At 64.2% G+C, this 25537-nt stretch carries 23 protein-coding genes and 1 pseudogene; 11 read left to right on the top strand and 13 right to left on the bottom strand.

Annotated features, from left to right (window positions below; translation table 11 throughout):
- The gene (locus ACZ899_RS25900; protein ID WP_234560237.1) at positions 1–243 is read left to right on the top strand and encodes a hypothetical protein; all 243 of its coding nucleotides are present in this window, start codon (positions 1–3) and stop codon (positions 241–243) included.
- 190 nt (positions 244–433) lie between these two features.
- On the opposite strand, the gene ACZ899_RS25905 is transcribed toward ACZ899_RS25900, so the two are convergent.
- Together ACZ899_RS25905 and ACZ899_RS25910 are read right to left on the bottom strand one after the other, a co-directional pair.
- Positions 434–1287 (bottom strand): IS5-like element ISPsp10 family transposase gene (locus ACZ899_RS25905; protein WP_234560238.1). Its coding sequence is split into 2 segments (ribosomal slippage): positions 434–943 and positions 946–1287, totalling 852 coding nucleotides; the frame shifts between segments, so codons are not numbered across the junction.
- A gap of 93 nt (positions 1288–1380) precedes the next feature.
- A pseudogene (locus tag ACZ899_RS25910) lies at positions 1381–1614 on the bottom strand (helix-turn-helix domain-containing transcriptional regulator); the annotation flags it as partial.
- Between the two features lie 473 nt (positions 1615–2087).
- Here ACZ899_RS25910 and ACZ899_RS25915 point away from each other — a divergent pair.
- Positions 2088–2279, top strand: coding sequence for a DUF4223 family protein (locus tag ACZ899_RS25915; protein ID WP_234560239.1), 192 nt, complete (start codon positions 2088–2090; stop codon positions 2277–2279).
- Between the two features lie 327 nt (positions 2280–2606).
- On the top strand, positions 2607–4244 hold the full coding sequence (gene mqo / locus ACZ899_RS25920) for a malate dehydrogenase (quinone) (protein ID WP_198744485.1): 1638 nt from the start codon (positions 2607–2609) through the stop codon (positions 4242–4244).
- A 267-nt stretch (positions 4245–4511) separates the two neighbouring features.
- Here the strand turns inward: mqo and ACZ899_RS25925 are convergent, their stop codons facing one another.
- Positions 4512–4847, bottom strand: coding sequence for an ArsR/SmtB family transcription factor (locus tag ACZ899_RS25925; protein ID WP_052896291.1), 336 nt, complete (start codon positions 4845–4847; stop codon positions 4512–4514).
- A 53-nt stretch (positions 4848–4900) separates the two neighbouring features.
- Here ACZ899_RS25925 and ACZ899_RS25930 point away from each other — a divergent pair, with 53 nt between their 5' ends.
- Positions 4901–5992: an NADH:flavin oxidoreductase/NADH oxidase gene (locus ACZ899_RS25930; RefSeq protein ID WP_232857177.1), complete on the top strand. Its 1092-nt coding sequence runs from the start codon at positions 4901–4903 to the stop codon at positions 5990–5992.
- A 119-nt stretch (positions 5993–6111) separates the two neighbouring features.
- Here the strand turns inward: ACZ899_RS25930 and ACZ899_RS25935 are convergent, their stop codons facing one another.
- The 5 genes from ACZ899_RS25935 to ACZ899_RS25955 form a co-directional block, all read right to left on the bottom strand.
- Complete coding sequence (locus ACZ899_RS25935) at positions 6112–7350, bottom strand: NAD(P)/FAD-dependent oxidoreductase (protein ID WP_234560240.1); 1239 nt, start codon at positions 7348–7350, stop codon at positions 6112–6114.
- Between the two features lie 3 nt (positions 7351–7353).
- The gene (locus ACZ899_RS25940) at positions 7354–8931 is read right to left on the bottom strand and encodes an aldehyde dehydrogenase (NADP(+)) (RefSeq protein WP_234560241.1); all 1578 of its coding nucleotides are present in this window, start codon (positions 8929–8931) and stop codon (positions 7354–7356) included.
- A 107-nt stretch (positions 8932–9038) separates the two neighbouring features.
- Complete coding sequence (locus tag ACZ899_RS25945) at positions 9039–9986, bottom strand: dihydrodipicolinate synthase family protein (RefSeq protein WP_234560242.1); 948 nt, start codon at positions 9984–9986, stop codon at positions 9039–9041.
- A gap of 40 nt (positions 9987–10026) precedes the next feature.
- Complete coding sequence (locus tag ACZ899_RS25950; RefSeq protein ID WP_234560243.1) at positions 10027–10953, bottom strand: 4-hydroxyproline epimerase; 927 nt, start codon at positions 10951–10953, stop codon at positions 10027–10029.
- A 112-nt stretch (positions 10954–11065) separates the two neighbouring features.
- On the bottom strand, positions 11066–12682 hold the full coding sequence (locus tag ACZ899_RS25955; RefSeq protein WP_234560244.1) for an APC family permease: 1617 nt from the start codon (positions 12680–12682) through the stop codon (positions 11066–11068).
- Between the two features lie 322 nt (positions 12683–13004).
- Between ACZ899_RS25955 and ACZ899_RS25960 the strand changes: the two genes are divergently transcribed.
- Both ACZ899_RS25960 and ACZ899_RS25965 read left to right on the top strand, forming a co-directional pair.
- Positions 13005–13775, top strand: a complete 771-nt coding sequence (locus tag ACZ899_RS25960; protein WP_234560245.1) for an AraC family transcriptional regulator — start codon at positions 13005–13007, stop codon at positions 13773–13775.
- Positions 13776–13879: 104 nt separating this feature from the next.
- Entirely contained in the window at positions 13880–14728 is an 849-nt protein-coding gene (locus ACZ899_RS25965) for a tail fiber protein (RefSeq protein WP_050704303.1), read from the top strand.
- Here ACZ899_RS25965 and ACZ899_RS25970 read toward each other — a convergent pair whose 3' ends face one another.
- A complete protein-coding gene (locus tag ACZ899_RS25970; RefSeq protein ID WP_234560246.1) occupies positions 14729–15616 on the bottom strand; it encodes a LysR family transcriptional regulator in 888 nt (295 codons plus the stop codon).
- Between the two features lie 201 nt (positions 15617–15817).
- On the opposite strand from ACZ899_RS25970, the gene moaB reads away from it, so the two are divergent.
- Positions 15818–16357 (top strand): molybdenum cofactor biosynthesis protein B, encoded by a 540-nt coding sequence (moaB, locus tag ACZ899_RS25975; RefSeq protein ID WP_203651311.1) that lies wholly within the window; start codon positions 15818–15820, stop codon positions 16355–16357.
- A 93-nt stretch (positions 16358–16450) separates the two neighbouring features.
- Here moaB and ACZ899_RS25980 read toward each other — a convergent pair whose 3' ends face one another.
- Positions 16451–17350 carry a bestrophin family protein gene (locus tag ACZ899_RS25980; RefSeq protein ID WP_267967032.1) on the bottom strand — a complete coding sequence of 300 codons (900 nt, stop codon included), beginning with the start codon at positions 17348–17350 and terminating at the stop codon, positions 16451–16453.
- 21 nt (positions 17351–17371) lie between these two features.
- The gene (gene moaA, locus ACZ899_RS25985; RefSeq protein WP_234560247.1) at positions 17372–18376 is read right to left on the bottom strand and encodes a GTP 3',8-cyclase MoaA; all 1005 of its coding nucleotides are present in this window, start codon (positions 18374–18376) and stop codon (positions 17372–17374) included.
- A 255-nt stretch (positions 18377–18631) separates the two neighbouring features.
- Between moaA and ACZ899_RS25990 the strand changes: the two genes are divergently transcribed.
- Entirely contained in the window at positions 18632–20962 is a 2331-nt protein-coding gene (locus ACZ899_RS25990; RefSeq protein WP_234560248.1) for an FdhF/YdeP family oxidoreductase, read from the top strand.
- A gap of 134 nt (positions 20963–21096) precedes the next feature.
- Here the strand turns inward: ACZ899_RS25990 and ACZ899_RS25995 are convergent, their stop codons facing one another.
- On the bottom strand, positions 21097–21555 hold the full coding sequence (locus ACZ899_RS25995; RefSeq protein ID WP_050704309.1) for an Lrp/AsnC family transcriptional regulator: 459 nt from the start codon (positions 21553–21555) through the stop codon (positions 21097–21099).
- A gap of 152 nt (positions 21556–21707) precedes the next feature.
- Here ACZ899_RS25995 and ACZ899_RS26000 point away from each other — a divergent pair, with 152 nt between their 5' ends.
- Positions 21708–22889 (top strand): trans-sulfuration enzyme family protein, encoded by a 1182-nt coding sequence (locus ACZ899_RS26000; RefSeq protein WP_203651326.1) that lies wholly within the window; start codon positions 21708–21710, stop codon positions 22887–22889.
- Between the two features lie 121 nt (positions 22890–23010).
- Here ACZ899_RS26000 and ACZ899_RS26005 read toward each other — a convergent pair whose 3' ends face one another.
- Positions 23011–23250 (bottom strand): HP1242/YdcH family protein, encoded by a 240-nt coding sequence (locus ACZ899_RS26005; RefSeq protein ID WP_081100331.1) that lies wholly within the window; start codon positions 23248–23250, stop codon positions 23011–23013.
- A gap of 116 nt (positions 23251–23366) precedes the next feature.
- Between ACZ899_RS26005 and ACZ899_RS26010 the strand changes: the two genes are divergently transcribed.
- Both ACZ899_RS26010 and ACZ899_RS26015 read left to right on the top strand, forming a co-directional pair.
- Positions 23367–23732 carry a 5-carboxymethyl-2-hydroxymuconate Delta-isomerase gene (locus tag ACZ899_RS26010; RefSeq protein ID WP_050704312.1) on the top strand — a complete coding sequence of 122 codons (366 nt, stop codon included), beginning with the start codon at positions 23367–23369 and terminating at the stop codon, positions 23730–23732.
- 164 nt (positions 23733–23896) lie between these two features.
- Positions 23897–25534, top strand: coding sequence for a phosphoethanolamine transferase (locus tag ACZ899_RS26015; protein ID WP_234560249.1), 1638 nt, complete (start codon positions 23897–23899; stop codon positions 25532–25534).
- The last annotated feature ends 3 nt before the right edge of the window (positions 25535–25537 follow it).

A 25537-nucleotide genomic window follows, 5' to 3' on the forward strand; every position in this document is an offset into this window, starting at 1 on the left:
GTGTCCGAAATTACCTATGCGGTCATCGCCCTGGTGCTTTACGGCTTGCTAGATCGTTTTCTCAGGCCTTACGCGCTGCGCAAGTGGCTCGGGGTGGCGTTGGCGGTGGTCGGTGTCGTTGGTTGCATCGTTGTCAGCCAGGCCCGTTCGTTCGGGTTGGACCTGGGATTGCTGTCGGTGCTTGCCACGGGGTTGGGCGTGGGCCTGTTCGTGAGGCGGCGACGATTCGAGCAAGTTGGTTGATACGATAAAGATCCTTGCCGGTATCTTGGTTGAGGTTTTTCAAGATGTTCGACGTTAGCGTTGCAGCGCCTATCAGATCGAGCGCCGCCCGCGCGGCGCATCGCGACGCAAGGTGTCGCGAAAGGGCTGCAAAGCAGCCCCGGCAAGTCCAAGCCGAACGCCAATTATCAACACCTTAAAAGGGTTGCTCCTAGGCACTGTACGAAAAGTAATGTCGTAAACACCGCCGCCAGCAAGCCAACGTGACCATTGCAGCAAAGCTTTCCGCTAGCTTGCAATAGCGTGTACCCAGGCGGCGGTGCTCCTTCAACCAACCAAATAGCCGTTCGATAGCGTTCCGCTGCCGATACTTGGGCTTGTCAAACAGGCGCGGTAAGCCCGGCTTCGGCTTGCGCTTCATGTCACGCAGCGGAATCACCGGCTGCATCCGATAGCGGTCGCAGTATTGCCGCAAGGATTCTGCGTCATAGCCTTTGTCGGCCAGGAGCCAGCGGCAGCGCTTGCGTGGCCTACCTCGATTCGAAGGGATGCGGACACCGTCCAGCAGTCGCTGAGCATGGGAGATGTCGCTGGCGTTACCACCTGAGAGCGTGAAGTGGAGTGGGATGCCACGGGCGTCACTGACCATGTGAATTTTCGTCGTCAACCCGCCCCGGCTTCGTCCAAGTGCGTGGTCCGTTGGTTCTTCAGCCCCCCTTTTTTGCCTGCTCCGGCAGAGGCACGGGTGGCCCTCACGGCGGTTGAGTCGATGCACCAGGTGGTCAAGTCAATCTGGCCCTGTGCATTGAGTTTGAGGTGTAACCGCTTGAGCATCTTGTTGAAGGTTCCTTGGTTTCGCCAGTCTCGAAATCGTTGATAGACCGTCGACCAAGGCCCGAATCGTTCAGGCATGTCCCGCCAGGTTGCACCAGAGCACAGCACCCACAACACGCCGTTGAGCATCAAGCGATCATCGACTCTTGGGCGTCCTGTACGTCGATGTGCGGTGAAGAGGTCCGCGACTATTTCCCATTCTTCGTCGGAAAGTTCGTATCGCTTGGACATGGCAGAATCCTTCGCCTAAAAAGCGAGAACTCTACGGAAAATCAGGCCTCCAGAGGCTCCGGTGAGGTTTCAAAGGTTTTCATACAGAACCTAGAGCGACTCGCGGTTGCCGCTTGCATCTTGGGTAAGCTGATTCGCATCGATGGTCTTGGCGACTTCGCCGATGGCCTGTGTCAGCGCCTGGGCATCATTGCTCTGCATGGCTTCTGCCAGGAAAGCGGCAATTGTTTTGGGGTGGTCGAGGAAGCGGGAGGCCTCGAAGCGGGTGGTGTTGCTCAGTTCCAGGTCAAGGATTGGCATAACGCTAGAATCGGCTTTTCTACTCATCTTCTTTTACCTCGCAGTGCGCATCGAGAATGTCTTCCGCACGCGTGATGTCTTGATCTGCCCGGTGTGGGAAGGTGATTGGACCAAGCGTCAAGCCTGGCGGCACTAAGCTTCGCTTCAAAGCCGTGTCGCCCTGAGGCTAGAGAGCGATTCGGGCGGTTGCAATGCTTTGAAGGAAGGGGACATCCGACTCGGAAAAGGACTACGGACAGAGGGAAGTCCATGCTTTTCACTCGGGATAGGCATCAGTCCCAGGGAATCGAGCTATTTCCGGTAAGGGCGATCTGTGCGAACCACGCCAACCTGTAACGTTTTAGCAAGTAGATAAATACGCTTAGTTGCCGTGTCGACAACTTGTTAGTTGACCCTCGTCAACTAGTGCAACTGTACTAACGCCTTTCGCTCACACCCCCTTTTCCCGTATGATCCGCGCGCCATCAGTTTGATGGTGGATCATGGACTAAAGGATTTTTATGAAAAAGCTGATCAAAGCTACTGTCGCTGTTGCTGTCGTTTCGGGCGTTGCCCTGCTGTCCGGCTGCACCGGCCAGGTCTACAACCAGCCTAAGAACTGCTCGTACGACTACCTGTTCCACCCATCGGTTTCCATCTCCAAGATCATCGGCGGCTGCGGCGCGATCGATAAACTGCCTCAGCAGCAGTAATCTTGGAAATACCCTGATCGGGTCGTTCACGGCCTGATCCAAGACCCCCGGCCATGGATGTGGCCGGGGGTTTTTGTTTTCCGGGGCGTGGTGGCTTGTCGCGTGGCAACCTGTCGTCTTGACGCCCTGGCGCGCGTTTGTTTGTGCTGGCAATTCGGTTACAATCCGTAAATCGTTTCAGCCTTGTCGGTCAATCCGACCAAAGGCTGGCGCGTCCAATGTCTCTCTGGCTGCTGAACAATGATCACAACAAGCCTGCGCTGAAGAACATGGAATACCTGGGCCAGCCACAGGCCCACCCTCCGTTCTACTGACTGGAATCGATCAATGTTCAAGAAAGCTGGCAAGACCTTGCTGGGTCTGGCAGTCGCGGCGAGCTTCATGCAAGCGCACGCCGAAGACACCAAGAAAGTCGACGTGCTGCTGGTTGGCGGCGGCATCATGAGTTCCACCCTGGCGGTCTGGCTCAACGAGCTGGAACCGAGCTGGTCGATGGAAATGGTCGAGCGCATGGACGGCGTCGCCGAAGAAAGCTCCAACGGCTGGAACAACGCCGGTACCGGCCACTCCGCGCTGGCCGAGCTGAACTACACCCCGATGGACAAAGATGGCAAGGTCAACATCACCAAGGCCATCGAGATCAACGAGTCGTTCCAGATCTCCCGCCAGTTCTGGTCCTGGCAGGTACGCCAGGGCGTGCTGAAGAACCCGCACTCGTTCATCAACACCACCCCGCACATGAGCTTCGTCTGGGGCGATGACAACATCAAGTTCCTGAAGCAGCGCTACGACGCCCTGCAGGCCAGCCCGCTGTTCCGTTCGATGCAGTACTCGGAAGACCACGCGCAGATCGCCAAGTGGGTCCCGCTGATGATGGAAGGCCGCGATCCAAGCCAGAAGCTGGCCGTGACCTGGAGCCCGATCGGCACCGACGTCAACTTCGGTGAGATCACCCGTCAGTTCGTTGGTCACCTGAAGACCAAAGAGAACTTCGACCTGAAGCTGTCCAGCGAAGTGCAGGACATCACCCGCAACGAAGACGGCTCCTGGCACGTCGAGTACAAGAACCTGAAGGATGGCACCGAGCACGCCACCGACGCCAAGTTCCTGTTCATCGGTGCCGGCGGCGGCGCGCTGAAGCTGCTGCAGAAGTCGGGCATCCCGGAAGCCAAGGAATACGCAGGCTTCCCGGTGGGCGGCTCGTTCCTGGTGACCGAGAACCCGACCGTTGCCATGCAGCACATGGCCAAGGCCTACGGCATCGCCTCGACCGGCGCGCCACCCATGTCGGTTCCGCACCTGGACACCCGCGTGCTGGACGGCAAGCGCGTGATCCTGTTCGGGCCATTCGCCACCTTCTCGACCAAGTTCCTGAAGAACGGCTCGTACCTGGACCTGCTGAGCAGCACCACCACCCACAACGTCTGGCCGATGGCCCGTGTCGGCATCGATCAGTACCCGCTGGTCGAGTACCTCGCCGGCCAGCTGATGCAGTCCGACGACGACCGTTTCGCCGCCCTGCAGACCTACTTCCCGAACGCCAAGAAGGAAGACTGGAAACTGTGGCAGGCCGGTCAGCGCGTGCAGATCATCAAGCGTGATGCCGACAAGGGCGGCGTGCTGAAGCTGGGCACCGAGGTCGTGGCTTCCGAAGACCGCACCATCGCCGGCCTGCTGGGCGCCTCGCCAGGTGCCTCGACCGCCGCGCCGATCATGCTCAACGTGCTGGAAACCGTGTTCAAGGAGAAGGTCGCTACCCCTGAGTGGCAGGCCAAGATCAAGGAGATCGTCCCGAGCTACGGTACCAAGCTGAACGATTCGGCCGCCGCCACCCAGAAAGAGTGGGACTACACCGCCGAAGTCCTGCAGCTGGAGAAGCCGCCGGTGATCGACCAGAGCGTCAAGACCAGCGTGGCGCCAGCCGCACCGGTCGAGAGCAAGCCTGCGAACGACATGGCGCTGTAAGGCCAGACGGTTGCCGGACTTGCCCGGCAACACCCACCACGAGCGTCGCCACCGGCGGCCTCGTGGTTTTTTTATGCCTGAGAATCGGGCAAGGGATTGACGCCTACCCCTGTAGGAGCGGCCTTGTGCCGCGAAAGGGCTGCGAAGCGGCCCCAGCATCTCGGCGTTGAGCAACGATCGCCGGGGTCGCAATGCGGCCCTTTCGCGGCACAAGGCCGCTCCTACAGGGATTGCGCAAGGCTTGAGGTTGGCGTGGCCGGGTGCACCTCAACGCTGCTCGAGAATACTGCCCAGCAACCCCGGAAAGCGGCTTTCGAGTTCTTCGCTGCGCAGCGAGTTCATATGCGTGGTGCCGACATTGCGGGTGTGCACCAGCCCGGAATCGCGCAATACGCGAAAGTGATGGGACATGCTCGACTTGGGCCGGCCGCCGTCCAGCTCGCCGCAGCTGGCTTCGGCGACACCGGCCAGGCGACGGACGATTTCCATGCGCACAGGGTCGCTCAGGGCGTAGAGCAGGCGCTCCAGCGTCAGGTCTTCGGGGTTGGGGTGGGTATAGGCTCGCATGGACGACATGATAACGGGGGTTTCACAAATTGCCATAGTTCGAATATGATCGAACAATCGTATCCAACCCCCGTCCCTGGAGTTACCTCATGGCCGCCTTGTTCGAACCCTATACCCTCAAAGATGTCACCCTGCGCAACCGCATTGCCATTCCGCCGATGTGCCAGTACATGGCCGAGAATGGCCTGATCAATGACTGGCACCAGGTGCATTACGCGAGCTTGGCCCGTGGTGGCGCCGGCCTGGTGGTGGTCGAGGCCACCGCGGTGTCCCCGGAAGGGCGCATCACCCCCGGCTGCGCCGGCATCTGGAACGACGCCCAGGCCCAGGCCTTCGTGCCGGTGGTCAAGGCGATCAAGGCTGCCGGTTCCGTGCCAGGCATCCAGATTGCCCACGCCGGCCGCAAGGCCAGTGCCAATCGCCCCTGGGAAGGTGACGACCATATCGCCGCCGACGATGCCCGTGGCTGGGACACCATCGCCCCGTCCGCCATCGCCTTTGGCGGCCACCTGCCGAAAGTGCCCAAGGCCATGACCCTGGACGATATCGCCCGGGTCAAGCAGGACTTCGTCGATGCCGCGCGCCGTGCCCGCGATGCCGGCTTCGAGTGGATCGAACTGCACTTCGCCCATGGCTACCTGGGCCAGAGTTTCTTCTCCGAGCACTCCAACCAGCGTACCGACGCCTATGGGGGCAGCTTCGACAACCGTACGCGTTTCCTGCTGGAAACCCTCGCTGCGGTACGTGAAGTGTGGCCGGAGAACCTGCCGCTGACCGCTCGCTTTGGCGTGGTGGAATACGATGGCCGTGACGAGCAGACCCTGCAGGAGTCCGTTGAACTGGCCCGTCGCTTCAAGGCCGGCGGCCTCGATCTGCTGAGCGTCAGTGTCGGCTTCACCATTCCCCAGACCAACATCCCATGGGGCCCGGCATTCCTGGGGCCGATCGCCGAGCGGGTGCGCCGCGAGGCGAAGCTGCCGGTGACCTCGGCCTGGGGCTTTGGCACGCCGGAGCTGGCCGAGGGCGCGTTGCAGGCCAACCAGCTCGACCTGGTGTCGGTGGGGCGTGCGCACCTGGCCGACCCGCACTGGCCGTATGCTGCAGCCAAGGCCCTGGGCGTGGACAAGGCGGCGTGGACGCTGCCGGCGCCTTATGCGCATTGGTTGGAGCGTTATCGCTGATATCGCATGGGGCCGCTCTACGGCCCTTTCGCGGCACAAGGCCGCTCCTACACGGAACGCATCCCCCTGTAGGAGCGGCCTTGTGCCGCGAAAGGGGCGCAAAGCGCCCCCCGGCAATCTCAGAACCGATCCAACCGGTATGCCTGTTCCACCTCGGCCCCCCCAGCCAACCGCCCCACCCACTCCGCCGTCACCGCCGCCTGGGTCAACCCCAGGTGCTGATGCCCGAACGCCAGCAGCACCTTGCCATCGGCCACCCGGTCGATCACCGGCAGCGAATCCGGCAACGAAGGCCGGAACCCCATCCACGGCGTCGCCCCCTCGGCATCCAGCTCACGCCGGAACAAACCCTTGCTCAACCGATGCAGTTGCCACGCCCGCTGCATGCTCGGCGGCGCCTCGAGCCCGGCGAACTCTACCGTGCCGGCCAGGCGCAGGCCGTCGGCCATGGGCGTCATGATGAACTTGCGCTCCAGCGAGGTGACGGCGAATGGCAGGCGTTGATGCTCCGCTGGCAGCATCAGGTGGTAGCCGCGCTCGGTATCCAGTGGTACCTGCCGACCGGTCAGGGCGGCCGTGAGCCTGGCCGAATGTGCGCCTGCGCTGATCAACACCTGGCGGGCCTCGAGGTTGCCCTGGTCGCTGGCGAGGCTGATGCCCTGGCCATGCACCCGGCCACCATCGACCTCGGCGCGCAGGAAGCGCACGCCGCTGGCCCTGGCGGCGCTGAACAGTTCGCAGACCACCTGGTAGGGGTCGAGGAAGTGACCGGTGCGCGGGAAGAACAGGCCACCCAGGATCGACGGACTCAACTGCGGCGCCGCTTCGCTTACCGCCTCAGCCGACCACAGGTCCACGGGCACGGCCTGTGCCAGCAGGCGGGCGTGCAATGCCGCGAGCGCCTGGCGCGACTCGTGGTGTTCGAACACCAGCAGCGAACCGTCTTCCTTGAGCAGGTGGCTGCGGTCGATGGATGCGAGCAGCCGTTGCCAGGCGCCGAGGCTGCTTTCATTCAGCGCACGAAGGCCCGCCACGCTGCGCTGGAATGGCGCCGGTCGCAGGTTGAGCAGCAGGCGGGTGAACCAGGGCAGGGCCCGTGGCAGGTACTTCCAGTCCAGGCGCAGCGGGCCCATCGGGTCCAGCAGCATGGCCGGCAGGCGCTTGAGAAGCGACAGGTCGGCGATGGGAAACACCTGCTCGGTGGCCAGGTGCCCGGCATTGCCAAACGAAGCGCCGTGGCCTGGCGCCTGGCGATCGATCAGCAGCACCCGGCGGCCCTGGCGGGCCAGCTGCAGGGCGCAGGCGACGCCGACAATGCCGGCGCCGACCACGGCGATATCCGTGTCAGTGGCGGTCATGATTCAGCCTTCCCGCCGGCCATCGAGCAAGCGGCGCAGGTGCAGCGGGTTGCCCTGTTGCAGCGCATCGGGCAGCAGAGCATCGGGGAAGTCCTGGTAGCACACCGGGCGCAGGAAACGCAGGATCGCCGCAGTGCCCACCGAGGTGCCGCGGGTGTCGGAGGTGGCCGGGAACGGGCCGCCGTGGACCATCGCGTCGCACACCTCGACCCCGGTCGGCCAGCCGTTGACCAGAATCCGCCCGGCCTTGCGTTCGAGGGTAGGCAGCAGCTGGCGGGCGCAGTCGAGGTCGGCGGCGTCCAGGTGCAGGGTGGCGGTCAGCTGCCCTTCCAGGTGTTCGGCGACTTGGCGGACCTGTTCATCGCTGTCGCAAGCGACCAGCAGCGAGGCGGAGCCGAATACTTCGGCCTGCAGTGCCGGGTCGGCGAGAAACGCCTGGGCCGAGGTAACGAACAGGTGCGCCTGGCATTGGTTCGGGCCTTGATGGGGCTGACCGCTGGCGATCTGTCGGGCATTGCGGTTCTCAGCCAGTGCGGCGACGCCATTGGCATAGGCGCTGGCAATGCCGGGTGTGAGCATGGTCTGCGCCGCGGTTTGCCGGACATGCTCGGCGGCAGCATTGATGAAGCGTTCGAGGGCCGGCCCCTGACGGGCGATCAGCAGCCCGGGGTTGGTACAGAACTGGCCGGCGCCCTGGGTCAGTGAAGCGACGAAGGCTTGGGCCAGAGGCTCCGCTCGGGCCTGCAGGGCGGCTTCGAAGAGGAACACCGGGTTGATCGAGCTCATTTCGGCATAGACGGGGATTGGCTCGGGACGTGCCTGGGCGGCCTGGCACAGCGCGAGACCGCCGCTGCGCGAACCGGTGAAGCCAACGGCCTTGATGCGTGGGTCGCTGACCAGACCGATACCGACCTCACGGCCGGCGCCGTACAGCAGCGAGAATACGCCTTCGGGCAGCTCGCACTGCGCGACCGCCAGGGCCACGGCCTGGCCGACCAGTTCGCTGGTGCCGGGGTGGGCGCCATGGGCCTTGACCACCACCGGGCAACCGGCGGCCAGTGCCGAGGCGGTGTCGCCGCCGGCCACCGAGAAGGCCAGCGGGAAATTGCTGGCGCCGAACACCGCCACCGGGCCCAGGGCAACCTGTCTTTGGCGCAGGTCGGGGCGTGGCAGTGGCTGGCGCTCGGGCAGGGCGTTGTCCACCCGTACATCCAGCCATTCACCGGCCCGTACCACGCGGGCGAAGGTGCGCAGTTGCGCGCAGGTGCGGCCGCGCTCGCCCAGCAGACGAGCCTTGGGCAGGCCGGTCTCGGCGTTGGCGCGGTCGATCAGGGCATCGCCCAGGGCTTCGATCTGCTCGGCGATGGTTTCGAGAAAGTGGGCGCGTTGTTCGAGGGTCGTTTCGCGGTAAATATCGAATGCCGCCCAGGCCAGGGCGCAGGCCTGGGTTACCTGTTCGGCGCTGGCGCCGGCGTAGGGTGGGGCGAGCGGGGTGTTGGTGGCCGGGTCGATGGCATGGATCGCGGCCTGGGTGCCTGTGACGGCGCGCTGGCCGATCAGTAGATTGCCGGTGAGGGTCATGGGGCGTCCTGGAGGATCTGGGTGAGGTCTGAAACTGCAGGGGGCGCTGCGCGCCCCTTTCGCGGCACAAGGCCGCTCCTACAAAGGGGCGCGTCGCTGCCAAGGGATCAGGCGATGTTCTGCTCGGCCGACCAACTGGCGTACCAGGTGCGGAACAGCGCGTACTGCTGTTCGGCGTAGTGGCGCTGGGCGTCGGTGAGGGCGTCGGTTTCGTTGAAGTGCAGGCGGTACTCGGTGTCGCCGTTGAGCACCATCAGGTGCTTGTAGTACAGCACCAGGTCGCAGCCTTCATCGAACGACGACAGCACCGCCAGCGCCGATTCCAGCTCCCGGGCCTGGCGTCGGGCCTTGGCATCACCCTTGGCGGCGCGCTTGCTCAAGCTGACCAGTTGCAGCACTTCGCGCGGCAGCGCGTTGCCGATGCCGGTGATGGCGCCGGTGGCGTTGCAGTTGACGAAACCATGCACCACTTGCGTGTCGACGCCGACCATCAGGGTCACGTCATCGTCCTGGGAGGTGATGTGTTCGGCGGCATAGCGCAGGTCGGCGGCGCCGCCGAACTCCTTGAAACCGATCAGGTTGGGGTACTCGCGACGCAGGGCGAAGAACAGGTCGGCGCGGGTGGCGAAACCGTAGTAGGGGCTGTTGTAGATCACCGCCGGCAGCTTCGGCGCGGCGCCGAGAATGGCCGAGAAGTGATGCTGCTGGGCGGTCAGCGAGGCGCCGCGGGACAGCACCCGGGGGATGACCATCAGGCCGGCGGCGCCGACCTTGGCGGCGTGGGCAGCGTGGGACACCGCTTCACGGGTGTTCACCGCGCCGGTGCCGACGATGGTCGGGATGCCGGCGGCCACCAGGCGCGCCACGCCCTCCTGGCGCTCGGCCTCGGTCAGCAGCGGCCAGTCGCCCATCGAGCCGCAGTACACCACCGCGCTCATGCCGGCGTCGATCAGTTCGCGGCCCTTGCGCACCAGGGCGTCGAAGTCCGGCTTGCGCGCGGCGGTGCAGGGGGTCATCAGGGCGGGCATGGTGCCGGTGAAGATGTTGTCGGTCATTGTTGTCACTCCTGGCGGTATTCAGTGGGAAATGAAGGGGTCAGATGCCCCAGGCGAACGGATCCTGCTCGTCGATCAGCAGGGTGCTGTCGGCGGTCATGTGGGCGCGGCCGGTGATGAACGGGCGAATGCGTTCGCCGTCGCGCTCGTAGCGGCCGTGGAACTGGCTGCCGGTGATGCTGGCCTGGACCCAGGGCTGGCCTTCGGCGAGCTTGCCGTCGGCGGCCAGGCACGCCAGCTTGGCGCTTGTGCCGGTGCCGCAGGGCGAGCGGTCGTAGGCCTTGCCGGGGCACATGACGAAGTTGCGGCTGTCGGCGTTGGCGTCGTCGGCGAACAGCTCGACATGGTCGATCGGGGCACCGTGTTCACCGGTGATGCCCTGGGCCTCGAGGGCCTTGAGCAGGGTCCAGGTGTAGTCGGTGAGGGCTTCGCGGTTGTCCAGTTCGATGCGCTGGCCGTGGTCGGAAACCAGGAAGAACCAGTTGCCGCCCCACGCGATGTCGCCATGCACCAGGCCATGGCCCGGCACGTCCACCGCCACCTGCCGGCGGTAGCGGTAGGACGGCACGTTGCCGACAGTGATGGCGCCGTCGTCATGCAGGGTGGCGCTGACCTGGCCGACCGGTGTGTCGATCTTGTGCATGCCCGGTTCGATCAGGCCAAGGTGGCGCAACGAGGCGACCAGGCCGATGGTGCCGTGGCCGCACATGTTCAGGTAGCCGGCGTTGTTGAAGAAAATCACCCCGCAGGTGGCATCCGCAGAGATCGGCGGGCAGTACAGCGCGCCCACCAGCACATCGTTGCCGCGAGGCTCCAGCAGGCAGGCGCGGCGCCAGTGGTCGTGCAGCTCGCGCAGTTCGTCGCGTTGCTCGGCCATGCTGCGGCCGTGCAGGGGCGGGAAGCCTTTCATCACCAGGCGGGTCGGTTCGCCGCCGGTGTGGGAGTCGATGACGTGAATCTCTTTCATAGGTCAGTTCGTTCCAAAGTGTGGGGCAATCGTGGGAGCGGGCTTGCCCCGCGATGAGGTCGCTTGCCCTGAATCGCGGGGCAAGCCCGCTCCCACGAGTTCCCGTCAGTTCTCAGGAGGCCAGTGCAGCCGGCTCGTGCCCGCGATTGGCTTCGGTACCCGCTTCGCTTTCATCCTCGCCATCGAGCCGCACCAGCCGGGCCGGCACGCCGGTGGCCGCGCCCCAGTAGTAGATGCCCAGGGCACTGGCGGCGACGATCACCGTGTCCAGCGGATGGCCGATCACACCCAGGCCGCCGAAGCTGCCCAGCCAGGACAGGAAAATGGTCACGGCGTAGAAGCCGATCAGCCAGGCCGACGAGCGCACCTGTTGGCCCAGCGACAGGTGTTCGGTGGGCACGAAGCGGCGGCACAGCAGGTGCAGCACGAACATCACGATCTGCAGCGCCAGCAGCCAGGACACGGTGTTCCAGCCCGACCAGTAGACGATCAGCGCGGCGATGATGAACGACAGCGGGCCGAGCACGCCCATGCCCATGACCCGGAACGGCCGGGCCATGTCCGGGGCATTGCGGCGCAAGGCGGCGACCGACACCGGGGCCACCGCGTAGCTCAGCACCAGGGCGGCGGACACCACGTTGATCAGCGCTTCCCAGGACGGGAACGGCAGGGTCCAGAACACCGCCAGGCCGAAGGTCAGCCACAGCGCCGGGCGCGGAATGCCGGACTGCTCGTCGATGCGGGTGAAGTACTTGAAGAAGGTGCCGGTCTGCGCCCAGCCATAGATCACCCGTGGGGTGGCATTCATGTAGATGTTGCCGCAGCCGCTGGGCGAGATCACCGCGTCAGCCACCACCAGGTAGGCCAGCCAGCCGATGCCCAGGGCCAGGGCGATGTCACGGTAGGGCAGGGCCAGCTCCTTGGTCACTCCGGCCCAGCCGTTGGCAATCATCTCGGTCGGCACGCTGCCGAGGAACGCCAGTTGCAGCAGGGCATAGATCGCGGTGGACAGCAGCACCGAGAGAATCAGCGCGATAGGGATGGTGCGCTGCGGGTTCTTCACCTCGCTGGCCACCGAGATGATCGGCGTAAGCCCCAGGTAGGCGAAGATGATGCCGCCGGCCGACACCGCCATTTCCACGCCGGACAGGCCGAACGGCGCAAAGCCCTGGACCTCGAAGTTCTCCGGTTTGAAGAAGGTGAACAGCACGCCGATCACCAGCAGCGGCACGATGAACTTGAACACGCTGACCAGGTTGTTGGCCTTGGCAAAGGTCTTCACGCTGCGGTAGTTGAGCAGGAAGAACAATCCGAGCAGGGCGAACTGCACCAGCCAGCCGAGCACCGTCGGGTCGCTGGAGCCGGTCTTGGTCAAGGCCGGGAACCAGGCTGCGGCGTACTGGCGCGAGGCGACCACCTCGATGGCGATCAGGCTGGAGAAGGCGATCAGGGTAATGAAACCCATCAGGTAGCCTAGCAGCGGGCCATGGGAGTACACCGGGTAGCGCACCACGCCACCGGCCCGCGGCAGGGCGGCGCCGAGCTCGCAGTAGACGATGCCCAGCAGCAGCACGGCGAAGCCGCCGAGGAACCAGGAGAGGATGCCGGCCGGGCCGGCGATGGCCGAGACGTGGCTGGCGGCGAACAGCCAGCCGGAGCCGAAGATGGCGCCCAGGCCGATGAAAGTGAGGTCCAGCAGGGACAGCTGTTTCTTGAATTTGCCTGACATGGTTGCGCCTTTTTGTAGGTTTTGGATAGGCAGGTCTGATGTCACGATGCGGCTTGGTCGGCCGCGCTCTTGTAGGTCGTGGGGCGGCTTGCGTGGGGCATAGAGTGGACCGATCGAGGCCGGGGTTCTTGATGGTTTTCTGCAGGGTGGGTGACGAAATCGGCACAGTCAGGCAGAAAGGCTGGTGCGGCAGGCTTGGGGTGATTTAGGTTGGCGTTGCCGGCCTATCGCGGGGCAAGCCCGCTCCCACGCGTGCTGTGTAGCTGGCGTGGGAGCGGGCTTGCCCCGCGATAGGGCCGGTAAACCCATTAGAGAAACCCTCATGCCCCAGACCCCACTGGCAACCCTGTACCAGACCCTCGACCAACACCGCCCCGAATCCCTCGAGGCCCTGCTCACCAGTGTGGTCTGGCTGCTGCCCATGCTCGACGTGATCGCCAATGCGGCGATCTTCATCAAGGACGACCAGGCCCGCTACGTCCTGGCCAACCGCACACTGGTCCAGCGCTGCGGCCTGAAACACCTGCAACCGCTGCTGGGCAAGACCAGCGCCGAGGTGTTCCCGGCGCGCCTGGGCCCCGGCTACACCGAGCAGGACCGACGGGTGCTGGAGCAGGGCCTGGTGCTGGAGGACCAGCTGGAGTTGCACCTGTACGGCAGCCGCGAACCGGGCTGGTGCCTGACCCACAAGCGTCCGCTGTACGATCCGGCGGGGACGATCATCGGCCTGGTGGGCATTTCCGTCGACCTGCAGTCAGCCGCCGACACCCACCCCGCCTACCAGCGCCTGGCGGCGGTGGATGCGCATATCCGCGCGCATTTCCACCAGCCGATCAGCATGGGCGAGCTGACCCGCATCGCCGGGATCTCGGTGGCGCAGCTGGAACGCTACTGCAAGCGGGTGTTCCACCTCACTCCCCGGCAGATGATCCACAAGGCCCGCCTGGAGCATGCGCACCAGTTGTTGCACAGCGACCTACCGATCATCGAGGTGGCCCTGCGCTGTGGCTACACCGACCACAGCGCCTTCAGCCGGCAGTTCAGGCAACTGACCGGGTTCACCCCGCGGCAGTACCGGATGGCAACGAATTAAAGGTCGATGCGTAAATGCATTGATTTATTATGCTTTTATGCATATATTGGGTTTCAACGCTACTCAGTAGCGTGCATAAACTCAATCGATACAGGATGTTCACGATGACAACCGCTTACACCGCCAAGAATTCCCTGCCTTTTGCAGCGCTACCCACTACCGATGGTGTCGTTCAGTACTTTCGTGCGACCAGCACCAACGTAGCGGATGCGTCCTATGCTCCCGATGGTCTGGCAGCCGCGCCGATCTACGGCCTCGGTGGCCAGCTGTTGCAAGGCAACGAGATTGTCGCTGGCGGCAATGTGACGCTGGTTTCCTACCTCGGTCCACTGCTCAACCAGGGGGCCCTGTGCTGGATCCTGCTGAACTGCGAGGGTGGTGCCCAGCAGGTGGCCAATGCCACGCATAGCCAGCATGCCGTGACGCTTGGCCAGATCATCGGATTCTCCGGAGCCGCGCCTGGTGACATCAAGTTCTCCGCAGCCAACGAGGCGCCGGTGGGCTGGCTGAAGGCCGATGGGGCATTGGTGTCTCGCGCCGAGCATGGCGCATTGTTCGCCGCCATCGGCACCACCTATGGCGCTGGCGATGGTGTCACGACCTTCGGTCTGCCTGACCTGCGCGGTGAGTTCATCCGTGGCTTCGATGACGGCCGTGGGGTAGACCAAGGCCGGGCGTTCGGCTCCTGGCAGAAGGGCAGCCTCTACCCTTACGACACCACCGAGAACATAGCCAACGGCGTCTGGAGTGCATCCACCACGCAGAACACAGGTCCCGCTTCGCAAGTCGCGATGGGCGTCGATGCCTACTCCACCGACGAGTATTCGACCATTTCGCTGGGTGGGGTCGATGCGCGGGTCAACTATGCATTGCCAGGTCTGTTCGGTGACCGTGGTTACTCCGGGATCACCCGCCCACGCAACATGGCCATGCTCGCATTGATCAAGTGCTGATCACTTGCTGCTGAACAGGGCACGCGCCTCGTCGAAACACTGCTCGGCGATGGCCGAGCGCGGCTCGCTGCGGCGCAGCAGCAGGCCGACCGGGCTGTGGATGCTGGCTTCCTGCACCGGGATGATGCGCATGTGCTTGCTGAGGTCTTCCAGGCCGCAGTCCAGCGGCATGATCGCGCAGCACACGCCGGTGTTGATCGCCTGGATCAGCTGGAAAGTCGAGTCGCTCTCGAGCACGGCATTGGGCGCAAGGCCCCGGCTGCGCAAGCTCAGGTCGAGGGACTGGCGGTAGTGCATGCCCTTGCTCAGCAGGCCCAGCGGCAGCTCGCCGAGGTCTTCCCAGCGCAGGCTATCGGCCTCGAACTGGAAGTGCCGGGTGTCGTGCAGCAGGCCCATGGTGGTGGTGCTCAGCTCGATCACTTCGAAGAAGCTGGTGTTGACCTGGTCGAGGTAGCAGATGCCCAGGTCGAGCTGGTTGCGGCTCAGGCCGTCGATCACCTGCTCGGAGCTCAGCGACGACAGCTGGAAGTGCAGCTCGGGGTACTTCTCGCGCAGCGGCATCAGCAGTTGCATGGGGTTGAAGCTGGCCAGCGGCACGGTGCCCAGGCGCAGGCTGCCGACCACCTGGCCGCGGCAGCTGGCGGCCTCGGCCTGCAGGCCGTCATGGGCGGCGAGCAGGGTGCGGGCCCAGGCCAGGATGCGCTCGCCGGCTTCGGTGAAACCTTCGAAGCGCTGGCCGCGCTTGACCAGCACCAGGTCCAGTTCGTCCTCGAGGTTGCGCAGGCGCATGGACAGGGTCGGCTGGGTAATGTGGCACAGCGCCGCGGCCTGGCCGAAGTGGCGGGTCTGATCGAGGGCGATGAGGAACTTGAGCTGTTTGATGTCCATGGTGCGGCCTGGGGTTGCGGGGTGGGTAGACCTTAACCAAGAGTGAAGCACCTGGCTAATCCTTGATGAACATTTCACCGACCCGGTCGCGGGGCCGATAGCGGCGATAGAAATCGTCGATCATCCGGTACGTCCTATCGATTGGACGCTGCCGGGGCTTGTCTCTACCGTGGCCGCGAAGCCAATCCTGGAGCAAAGGCCATGAGCGTGAAACCGGACGCGGTGTTCGTACCGCTGAACATCGCGGTGCTGACCGTCAGCGACACCCGCACCTACGACACCGACACTTCCGGCGAGCTGCTGGCCAGCCGCGCCGTCGGCGTGGGCCACCGCCTGGTGGCGCGGGAGCTGCTCAAGGACGACCTGTACAAGATCCGCGCCCAGGTCGCCACCTGGATTGCCGACGACCAGGTGCAGGTGGTGCTGATCACCGGCGGTACCGGCTTCACCGGGCGCGACAGCACGCCGGAGGCGGTGGACTGCCTGCTGGACAAGCGCATCGACGGGTTCGGCGAGCTGTTCCGTGCCCTGTCGATCCTCGATATCGGCACCTCGACCGTGCAGAGCCGGGCCCTGGCCGGCATGGCCAACGGCACCCTGGTGTGTTGCCTGCCGGGCTCGACCGGCGCCTGCCGCACGGCCTGGGAAGGTATCCTGGCCGAGCAGCTGGATGCGCGGCACCGGCCGTGCAACTTTGTCGCGCACCTGAAGCCGATCGCGGCCTGCGAAAGTCGCAGTTAATCTCCAGGACCTATCGCGGGGCAAGCCCGCTCCCACGCCAATACAGATCAGTGTCTTATTGGCGTGGGAGCGGGCTTGCCCCGCGATGGTTTTTCAGCTCAGTACATGATCCACCGGCACCAACGCCGGTGGCAGCGGCTCATGCCCCAGCGCCGCCAGGACATCGCGTTCGACGGTGCGCACCAGCGCATCGGTCGGCAGGTCGTTCTCGTCCCGGCCGAACGGGTCTTCCAGTTCGTTGCCGATCGCATCCAGGCCAAAGAACGTGTAACTGACAATGGTGGTGAACAACGGTGCCAGCCAGCCCAGCGGTTCTGCCAGGGCAAACGGCAGCAGCAGGCAGAAGATGTAGATGGTGCGGTGCAGCAGCAGGGTGTAGGGGAACGGCAGCGGCGTGCCCTTGATCCGCTCGCAGGTAGCCTGCACGTCCGACAGGCCGGCCAGGCGCTGTTCGAAGAGGGTGTAGCGGAATTCGCTGATCGCGCCGTCCTTCGCCAACCGTGAACACTGGGCACCGATATCGCGCAGGATGCCATCACACACGTTGTGCGCGGTGATCGGCGCACCCTCGGCCAGCCAGGTGCGTGCCAAGGGCAGTTCGTCTTCGTTGCGCAGTCGGGCATTCAGGGCATGGGCGAAGCCGCACAGGCCCCGCAGCATCTGCGCGCGCAACTGCTGATCCTCGATCGCCACGCTTTCGCGCACGAACGAGCGCACCTCGATGATCATCCGCCCCCAGGCCTTGCGACCCTCCCACCAGCGGTCGTAGCAGGCGTTGTTGCGAAAGCTCATGAAGATCGACAGCGACAGCCCCAGCAGGGTGAAGGGCGTGGCGCTGACCGGGTAGAACAGCGCCGGATAGTGCCGCTCGATCAGCACGATCAGCGCCGCCAGCAAGGTCACCGCCAGGCAGCGCAAGGCGATGCGCTGGACGATCGAGCCCTTGAGGGTGAACAGCACGCGCAGCATGTCGGGGCGTGAGTGGACGATCAAGACGGTTCCAGAGGCGGCCGATCAGCCGCCGGTCATGTTCATGAAGCGCAGGATCTGCACCTCGCCGCCCACTTCGAAGTGGTGGCGGTAGGGCTTGAGCTGCATGGCGTCGCGCAAGGCCTTCTCCAGGCGGGCGCTGTCGCCGGGATGCTGGCGCAGGACCTGCTTGAGGTCCACCGAGTGCTCGTTGCCCAGGCACAGCAGCAGGCGGCCTTCGACGGTCAGGCGCACGCGGTTGCAGGTGGCGCAGAAGTTGTGGCTGTGCGGCGAGATGAAGCCGACCCGGGTATCGGGTGCTTCGGCCAGGCGCCAGTAGCGCGCCGGGCCCTGGGAGGACTCGGCCGACTCGACCAGGGTGAAGTGCTCGGCCAGGCGGGCGCGCACGTCGTCGCTGGAGCAGAAGGACTCGCCGCGCTCGTGCTCGCTGATGACGCCCAGGGGCATTTCTTCGATGAAGGAGATGTCCAGCTCGCGGTCGATGGCGAAGCGCACCAGGTCGACGATTTCGTGGTCGTTGCGGCCCTTGAGCACCACCGCGTTGAGCTTGGTACGGCGAAAGCCCGCAGCACGCGCGGCGTCGATCCCCGCGATTACCTGCTTGAGGTCGCCGGTACGGGTCAGGGCGCGAAAACGCTCGGGGTCAAGGCTGTCGAGGCTGATGTTCAGGCGCGAGACGCCAGCATCGAACAGCGGCTGGGCCAGGCGGCCGAGCTGCGAGCCATTGCTGGTCAGGCACAGTTCGCGCAGGCCGGGCAGGGCGGCGATGCGCTCACACAGCCCGACGATGCCCTGGCGCACCAAGGGCTCGCCACCGGTCAGGCGGATCTTGCGGGTGCCCAGGGCGACGAAGCGCTCGGCGACCAGGTACAGCTCCTCGAGGCTGAGAATCTGCTGGCGCGGCAGGAACTGCATGTTTTCGGCCATGCAATAGACGCAACGAAAATCGCAGCGGTCGGTGACCGACATCCGCAGGTAATCGACTTTGCGGTTGAAACCGTCGATCAGGGCCTGGGGGTTCTTTTCCACGTTCGCGCTCGACCTGTGCAGTGGCTGGGGGCGGCGAAAGGCCGCAGACAAGGTTCAAGCTATAACCTGCGCCCAGTGACGTCAAATTGCTTTCCCCGACCGTTCGATCAGTCTCGTCTATCACGGCTGCAGGCCACGGAGCTCAAGGGCTATACCGGGTGATCGAGACGGTTTATCACGCTGTCATTTATTTCGATTGGACGCACTGGGAGCGGCTTCTTAGGCTGGAAAAAACACCGTGCGGAGAAGCGCAGCATGAGCCAGGACGAACACATCAGGGACTACAAGGGGCCGGCCGCCGGCTGGGGCGCGCTCAAAAGCGTGACCAAGAGCTGGCTGGGCAGCGAGAACGCCTTCAAGAACCTGCGGGCCATGCTCAAGACCAACCAGAACGGCGGTTTCGACTGCCCGGGCTGTGCCTGGGGCGAGTCGCCGGAAAGTGACATGGTCAAGTTCTGCGAGAACGGCGCCAAGGCGGTCAACTGGGAGGCCACCGGCCGCTCGGTGGATCCGGCGTTCTTCGCCCGCTACAGCGTCAGCGCCCTGCTCGAGCAGACCGACTACTGGCTCGAATACCAGGGCCGTATCACCCACCCGATGCGCTACGACGCGGCCACCGACCATTACGTCGAAACCAGCTGGGACGAAGCGTTTGCCCTGATCGCCCGGCACCTCAACGGCCTCGAGTCGCCGGACCAGGCCGAGTTCTACACCTCGGGTCGGGCCAGCAACGAGGCGGCGTTCCTCTACCAGTTGTTCGTGCGCGCCTATGGCACCAACAACTTCCCCGACTGCTCGAACATGTGCCACGAGGCCAGTGGAGTCGGCATGGCCGAAACCCTCGGCGTGGGCAAGGGCACCGTGGTGTTCCATGACCTGGAGCTGGCCGATGCGATCTTCGTCATCGGCCAGAACCCTGGCACCAACCACCCGCGCATGCTCGAACCGCTGCGCGAGGCGGTCAAGCGCGGCGCCCAGGTGGTCTGCTTCAACCCGCTCAAGGAGCGGGGCCTGGAGCGCTTCCAGCACCCGCAGCACCCGTTCGAGATGCTCAGCAACGGCTCCGAACCGACCAACACCGCCTACTTCCGTCCTGCACTGGGCGGCGACATGGCGGCCATGCGCGGGATCGCCAAGTTCCTCCTGCAGTGGGAGCGCGAGGCGCAGTTGAACGATGAGCCACCCGTGTTCGATCACGCGTTCATTGCCGAGCACACCAGCGGTGTCGAGGATTATCTGACGCTGGTTGATACCACGCCGTGGGAACACATCATCGAGCAGTCGGGCCTGAGCAAGGCCGAGATCGAGCTGGCCGCGCGCATGTACCGCAAGGCCGAGCGGGTGATCATGTGCTGGGCCATGGGCGTGACCCAGCACCGCCATTCGGTGCCGACCGTGCAGGAGATCGTCAACCTGCAGCTGTTGCGCGGCAACGTCGGCAAGCCAGGTGCCGGCCTGTCGCCGGTGCGTGGTCACAGCAACGTGCAGGGCGACCGCACCATGGGTATCGACGAGAAGCCCAAGGCGGCGCTGCTCGATGCACTCGAGAAACGCTTCCAGTTCAAGGTACCTCGCGAGCATGGCCACAATGCGGTGCTGGCGATCCAGGCCATGGAGGAGAGACGGGCCAAGGTGTTCATTGCCCTGGGCGGCAACTTCGCCCAGGCCACCCCGGATACGCCGCGCACCCATGAGGCCTTGCGCAACTGCGAACTGACCGTGCAGATTTCCACCAAGCTCAACCGCTCGCACCTGGTGACTGGGCGTGATGCGTTGATCCTGCCGTGCCTGGGCCGCACCGAGATCGACATCCAGGCCGAAGGGCCGCAAGGCGTCACTGTGGAAGACACCTTCAGCATGGTGCACATCTCCCATGGCCAGCTGAAACCGCGCTCGCCGCTGCTGCGCTCGGAGCCGGCCATCGTCGCCGGCATGGCCAAGGCCACCCTGGGCAGCAAGCCGATCGACTGGGACTACGCGATTGCCGACTACGCTCGCATCCGCAGCATGATCGCCGACGTCATCCCGGGCTTCAGCGAATTCAACGAGCGCCTGCAGCATCCTGGTGGCTTCCACCTGGGCAACAACGCCGCCGACCGCAACTTCCGCACCGCCACCGGCAAGGCGCGCTTCACCCCCAGCCCGCTGCCGGAGCAACTGGTCAACACCCAGGTACTGGCCCGTGGCGACAGGCCCGACCTGATCCTGCAGACCCTGCGTTCCCACGACCAGTACAACACCACGCTGTACGGTCTGGACGACCGCTACCGTGGGGTGTTCGGCCTGCGCGAGGTGGTGTTCGTCAATGAGGCGGACATCCGCCGGCTGGGCTTCGAGCCGGGCGAGCAGGTGGACCTGGTGTCGCTCTGGGAGGATGGCCGTGAGCGGCGGGTTTCGGGGTTCCGCCTGGTGGCCTATGACGTGCCGCAAGGCCAGGCGGCGGCCTACTATCCGGAGACCAACCCGCTGGTGCCGCTGGAGAGTTATGGCGAAGGGACCTATACGCCGACCTCGAAGTTCGTGGTGATCAAGCTGGAGAAGGCCAAACCTGGTAACCGCATCGAGGCGATCACCACGGCAGTGTAGGAGCGGCCTTGTGCCGCGAAAGGGCTGCGAAGCAGCCCCGACAATCTCGCATGATGCCGAAAACCCGGGGGCGCTGCGCGCCCCTTTCGCGGCACAAGGCCGCTCCTACAGAAGAGGGGCGTGCTGTTGCACTTTCAGCGACGTACCGGATACGCCGTGGTGTACTTCATCTGCTCCATGGCAAAGCTGGAGGTGATGTTCGACAGCCCGTCGGTGCTGGTAATCAGCTTCTTGTAGAAGCGGTCGTAAGCGGCGATGTCGCCCACCACCACCCGCAGCATGTAGTCCCAGTCACCGGACATGCGGTACACCTCCATCACCTCCTCGAATGCCGTCACCGTGGCGGCGAACTGCGCCAGCCAGGCGCTGTCGTGGCGCTGGGTCTTGAGCTGGACGAACACCGTCAGGCCCAGGCCCAGGCGCTCGGGGTCGAGCAGGGCGACGCGGCCGCGGATGTAGCCTTCCTCTTCCAGGCGCTTGACCCGCTTCCAGCACGGCGTGGTAGACAGGTTGACCGCCTCGGCCAGGTCCTTGAGGGACAGCGACGCATCACGTTGGAGCAGGGTGAGGATGTGCTGGTCGAAACTGTCCATGGCGTCATCTGGCAGGTTTGAGGGAAAGTTTTCCAAGGTTAGCCGTACGAGGCGAACGTTGAAAGCCTTTCGGCTGGTTCTTCGACAGCAACGTTCTGTTGGCGCCCGGGCCTTTCGGATATGAGATAGTGGCGGTTTTCCATCCTCAGTCAATGGACCCGACCATGTCCGACAAACCGCGCAATTTCGCCACCCGCACCATCCACGCCGGTGAGCAGTCCAGCGTCGCCGACAACGCCATCTTCCCGGCCATCGTCACTTCCAGCTCGTTCATCAAGCGCGGCCTGGACGACAACCCCGAATACGCCTACAGCCGTGTCAGCAACCCGACCCGACACGCCTACGAGACCTGCGTGGCCGCACTGGAGGAGGGCGTCGGCGCGGTCGCCTGCGCCTCGGGCGTCAGCGCCACCGCCACGGTGCTCGAGCTGCTGTCCAAGGACGCCCATGTGGTGGTGATGAACGGTGTCTACGGCGGCACCTTCCGCCTGCTGGAAGACTACCGCGGACGCACCTCGGGCCTGACCACCACCTATGTCGACCTCAACGACGTCGAGGCCGTGGCCGCGGCGATCCGCCCGGACACCCAACTGATCTGGATCGAGTCGCCGACCAACCCGCTGCTGCACCTGGTGGACATCAAGGCGGTCTGCGACCTGGCCCGCGCCCGTGGGGTGATGACCTGCATCGACAACACCTTCTGCTCGCCCTGGAACCAGCAGCCGATCACCCTGGGCGTGGACCTGGTGATGCATTCGGCGAGCAAGTACATCGGCGGCCACTCCGACCTGACCGGTGGCGTGGTGGTGGCGGCCAATCACGAACTGCTGGGCCGTTTGCGCAAGATCAGCATGGCGGTCGGCGCGATCCAGGGGCCGTTCGACTGCTACCTGGCGCTGCGCGGGCTGAAGACCCTCGACGTGCGCATGGAGCGCCAGAGCGCCAACGCCCTGCGCGTGGCGCAGTTCCTCGAACAGCATCCGCAGGTCGAGCAGGTCTACTACCCGGGGCTGGAAAGCCACCCGCAGCATGAGTTGAGCAAGCGCCAGATGCGCACCGGCGGTGCGGTGGTGGCGCTGCGCATCAAGGGGGATCGGGCCGCGGTCAACCGCCTGGTCGAGGCGCTGTCGATCTTTGTCCTGGCCGATTCGCTGGGTGGGGTGGAGAGCATGATCAACCACTCCTGGAGCATGTCGCACAACTCCCTGAGCCCGGAGCAGAAGGGCGTGATGGGGATCAGCGAGAACCTGGTGCGGTTGTCGATCGGGATCGAGGATTACCGGGACCTGATCGAGGACCTGGACGCGGCGCTGAAGGCTTCAGCTTCCGTGTGATGGCTGCCGGCCCATTCGCGGGTAAACCCGCTCCCACAGGTACTGTACTGATTTCAATGTGGGTGGTGGCCCTGTGGGAGCGGGTTTACCCGCGAAGAGGCCGGCAAATGTTCTGGTTCAGTCAGGATTTGGGCGGATGGACGATCCGTTCGATCTCTTCCTTGATCAGAGCGCGTTCTTTTCGAAGTCGATTGAGGTTGTCATCCGTAGTGAGGCCGGTTTTCTCAACGTTCTCAATGTCATGATCCTTTTCGGTGTAGCGTTTCTTCAGCTCTGCGAGTTTGTGGTTTTCCTTCGCAAGCGCATTGAAGTCATCTTCCTTTACGCCAAGGTCTTCAAATAGATTGTGCGGAACTGGCATTTCTCCACCTCTCTCAGGGTTGGTAAGCGAACCTGAACCAAGAGGATAGTCGCCTTTGCCGCATTGCGGGACTGGGTTAGGCTGTCGCCCATCCCTGCGTAACCGGAACCTGCGCCATGCCTCACCTGAACCTGGAATACAGCGACAACCTGCGCGAGCTCAATGTCGACGTGCTGCTGCTGCGCCTGAACCACGCCCTGGTCGGCAGCGGCCAGTTTGCCGAAGAGCTGGATATCAAGAGCCGTGCCCAGGCCTTCGCCCAGTACCGGGTCGGTACCGCGCCGGGCGAGCGAGCCTTCGCCCATGTGCGCCTGGCGATCCTCAGCGGGCGCACGCCGCAAGTTAAACAGCAGCTGTCCAACAGCTTGCTCGAGGTGCTGCGCGAGGCGATCCCCGGCCAACCCGGCCTGGACATCCAGCTGTGCGTCGAGGTTCTGGACATCGATCGTGAGCCGTACGCCAAACTTCGCCTGCCTGGCTGAATGGCAGCTGAATGAAAGTTGTTTAATGGATGAAAGACGTCGGCATACTAATTGTTGGCGTCTTTTTCACAAAAAATTGATGCTAGGCTTTCTAGAGTTCGGCCAACTTCCCAACCTGCCCGTCCGGGCGTGTTGGCCGCTGATGAACTCTTGTTGCGAACGCCATGCTGAAACTCAAATCCCTGCGGACCGAATGGGTCACGTTGCTGGCCAGCCTGTACCTGTTGATCGGCTTCAATAGCTTGCTTTGGCAACACCTGGAATCCATCGTGCCGCCGGGCATGGTGGGGCTGTGGCTGAGCCTGGCGTTCGCCGTGCTGATGCTGTTCGCCTTCAATCTCATACTTACCTTGCTGGCGTTTCGTTATGTCCTGAAACCGGTATTGATCGTGTTGTTCCTCAGCGGTGCAAGTGTCGCTTACTTCATGAATCAATATGGTGTGCTTATTGATGCCGGCATGTTCCGCAATGTTGCCGAAACCAATGTGGCAGAAGTACGCGATCTGCTCTCGCTGAAGTTTGCCCTGTATATCCTGCTGCTCGGTGTGCTGCCGTCGCTGCTGGTGTGGAAGGCCAGGATCGCCTATCGCCCCTGGCACCGCGAACTGCTGGGCAAGCTGGTGGTGAGTGGGGCCTGTGTCGCGGCCCTGGGTTCGGTGGCGCTGGTCAACTACCAGGGGTTGGCGTCGTTGTTTCGCAATCACCATGAACTGCGCCTGATGCTCACGCCGAGCAACATTGTCGGGGCCTCCATCGGTTATGTCAGCGAACAGGTGGGCAGCGCCACCCGGCCATTTCAGCGCTATGGCGAAGACGCCCGTCGCGATAGCGCCTGGCAGCAGCATGCGCGCAAGTCGCTGACCGTGCTGGTGGTCGGCGAGAGTGCCCGGGCGGACAACTTCGGCCTGCTCGGCTATGCCCGCAATACCACGCCGCGGCTGGCCAAGGAGCAGGGCCTGCTGAGCTTCACCGACGTCCACTCCTGCGGCACCGAGACCGCCGTGTCGGTGCCCTGCATGTTTTCCGGCATGCCGCGCAAGGACTACGACGCCCGCGTGGCCAAGAACCGCGAGGGCCTGCTCGACATCCTCCAGCGCGCGGGCCTGGCGGTGCAGTGGCGTGACAACCAGTCCGGCTGCAAGGGCACCTGCGACCGGGTGCAGTTCATCGATGTGAGCAACCTCAAGGACCCGGCGCTGTGCGCCAGTGGCGAGTGCCATGACGAGATCCTGCTGCAGGGCCTGGCCGAGCTGCTGGACAACCTCGACCAGGACACCGTGCTGGTGCTGCACCAGATGGGCAGCCATGGCCCCGAATACTTCAAGCGCTACCCCGCGGGCAACGAACCCTTCTCCCCGGTGTGCCGCAGCAACGCCCTGAACCAGTGCAGCCAGCAGGAGATCGTCAACGGCTACGACAACACCCTGGCCTACACCGACAAGGTGCTGGCCACCCTGATCGATACCTTGCGCAGCCGACAGGACAAGGTCGACACCGCGATGATCTATCTTTCAGACCATGGCGAGTCGCTGGGCGAGTACAACCTGTTCCTGCACGGCACGCCCTACATGATCGCGCCGGACCAGCAGAAGCATGTGCCGCTGCTGGCCTGGTTCTCCGACAGCTACCGCCAGGACTTCGGCCTGGACACCGATTGCCTGGGCAAGCTGCGCGATGCGCCGTTGTCCCAGGACAACCTGTTCCACTCGATGCTCGGCCTGCTGCAGGTGCGCACCGAGGTCTACCAGCGATCGCTGGACATGTTCGCCAGCTGCCGGCCGTGGCTGGCGGCCAAACGCTGAGCG

The organism is Pseudomonas sp. TE31087 (genome assembly GCF_057284075.1).

Excerpts from the sequence above, each read along its gene's own strand:
- ACZ899_RS25970 (WP_234560246.1), bottom strand. The coding sequence starts at position 15,616 with ATGGACATCAAACAGCTCAAGTTCCTCATCGCCCTCGATCAGACCCGC.
- ACZ899_RS26000 (WP_203651326.1), top strand. The coding sequence starts at position 21,708 with ATGGACCCGACCATGTCCGACAAACCGCGCAATTTCGCCACCCGCACC.
- ACZ899_RS25935 (WP_234560240.1), bottom strand. The coding sequence starts at position 7,350 with ATGACCGCCACTGACACGGATATCGCCGTGGTCGGCGCCGGCATTGTC.
- ACZ899_RS25925 (WP_052896291.1), bottom strand. The coding sequence starts at position 4,847 with ATGGCAATTTGTGAAACCCCCGTTATCATGTCGTCCATGCGAGCCTAT.
- ACZ899_RS25930 (WP_232857177.1), top strand. The coding sequence starts at position 4,901 with ATGGCCGCCTTGTTCGAACCCTATACCCTCAAAGATGTCACCCTGCGC.
- ACZ899_RS26010 (WP_050704312.1), top strand. The coding sequence starts at position 23,367 with ATGCCTCACCTGAACCTGGAATACAGCGACAACCTGCGCGAGCTCAAT.
- mqo (WP_198744485.1), top strand. The coding sequence starts at position 2,607 with ATGTTCAAGAAAGCTGGCAAGACCTTGCTGGGTCTGGCAGTCGCGGCG.
- ACZ899_RS25940 (WP_234560241.1), bottom strand. The coding sequence starts at position 8,931 with ATGACCCTCACCGGCAATCTACTGATCGGCCAGCGCGCCGTCACAGGC.
- ACZ899_RS26005 (WP_081100331.1), bottom strand. The coding sequence starts at position 23,250 with ATGCCAGTTCCGCACAATCTATTTGAAGACCTTGGCGTAAAGGAAGAT.
- ACZ899_RS25945 (WP_234560242.1), bottom strand. The coding sequence starts at position 9,986 with ATGACCGACAACATCTTCACCGGCACCATGCCCGCCCTGATGACCCCC.
- ACZ899_RS25960 (WP_234560245.1), top strand. The coding sequence starts at position 13,005 with ATGCCCCAGACCCCACTGGCAACCCTGTACCAGACCCTCGACCAACAC.
- ACZ899_RS25950 (WP_234560243.1), bottom strand. The coding sequence starts at position 10,953 with ATGAAAGAGATTCACGTCATCGACTCCCACACCGGCGGCGAACCGACC.
- ACZ899_RS25915 (WP_234560239.1), top strand. The coding sequence starts at position 2,088 with ATGAAAAAGCTGATCAAAGCTACTGTCGCTGTTGCTGTCGTTTCGGGC.
- ACZ899_RS25995 (WP_050704309.1), bottom strand. The coding sequence starts at position 21,555 with ATGGACAGTTTCGACCAGCACATCCTCACCCTGCTCCAACGTGATGCG.
- ACZ899_RS25990 (WP_234560248.1), top strand. The coding sequence starts at position 18,632 with ATGAGCCAGGACGAACACATCAGGGACTACAAGGGGCCGGCCGCCGGC.
- moaB (WP_203651311.1), top strand. The coding sequence starts at position 15,818 with ATGAGCGTGAAACCGGACGCGGTGTTCGTACCGCTGAACATCGCGGTG.
- ACZ899_RS25965 (WP_050704303.1), top strand. The coding sequence starts at position 13,880 with ATGACAACCGCTTACACCGCCAAGAATTCCCTGCCTTTTGCAGCGCTA.
- ACZ899_RS26015 (WP_234560249.1), top strand. The coding sequence starts at position 23,897 with ATGCTGAAACTCAAATCCCTGCGGACCGAATGGGTCACGTTGCTGGCC.
- ACZ899_RS25955 (WP_234560244.1), bottom strand. The coding sequence starts at position 12,682 with ATGTCAGGCAAATTCAAGAAACAGCTGTCCCTGCTGGACCTCACTTTC.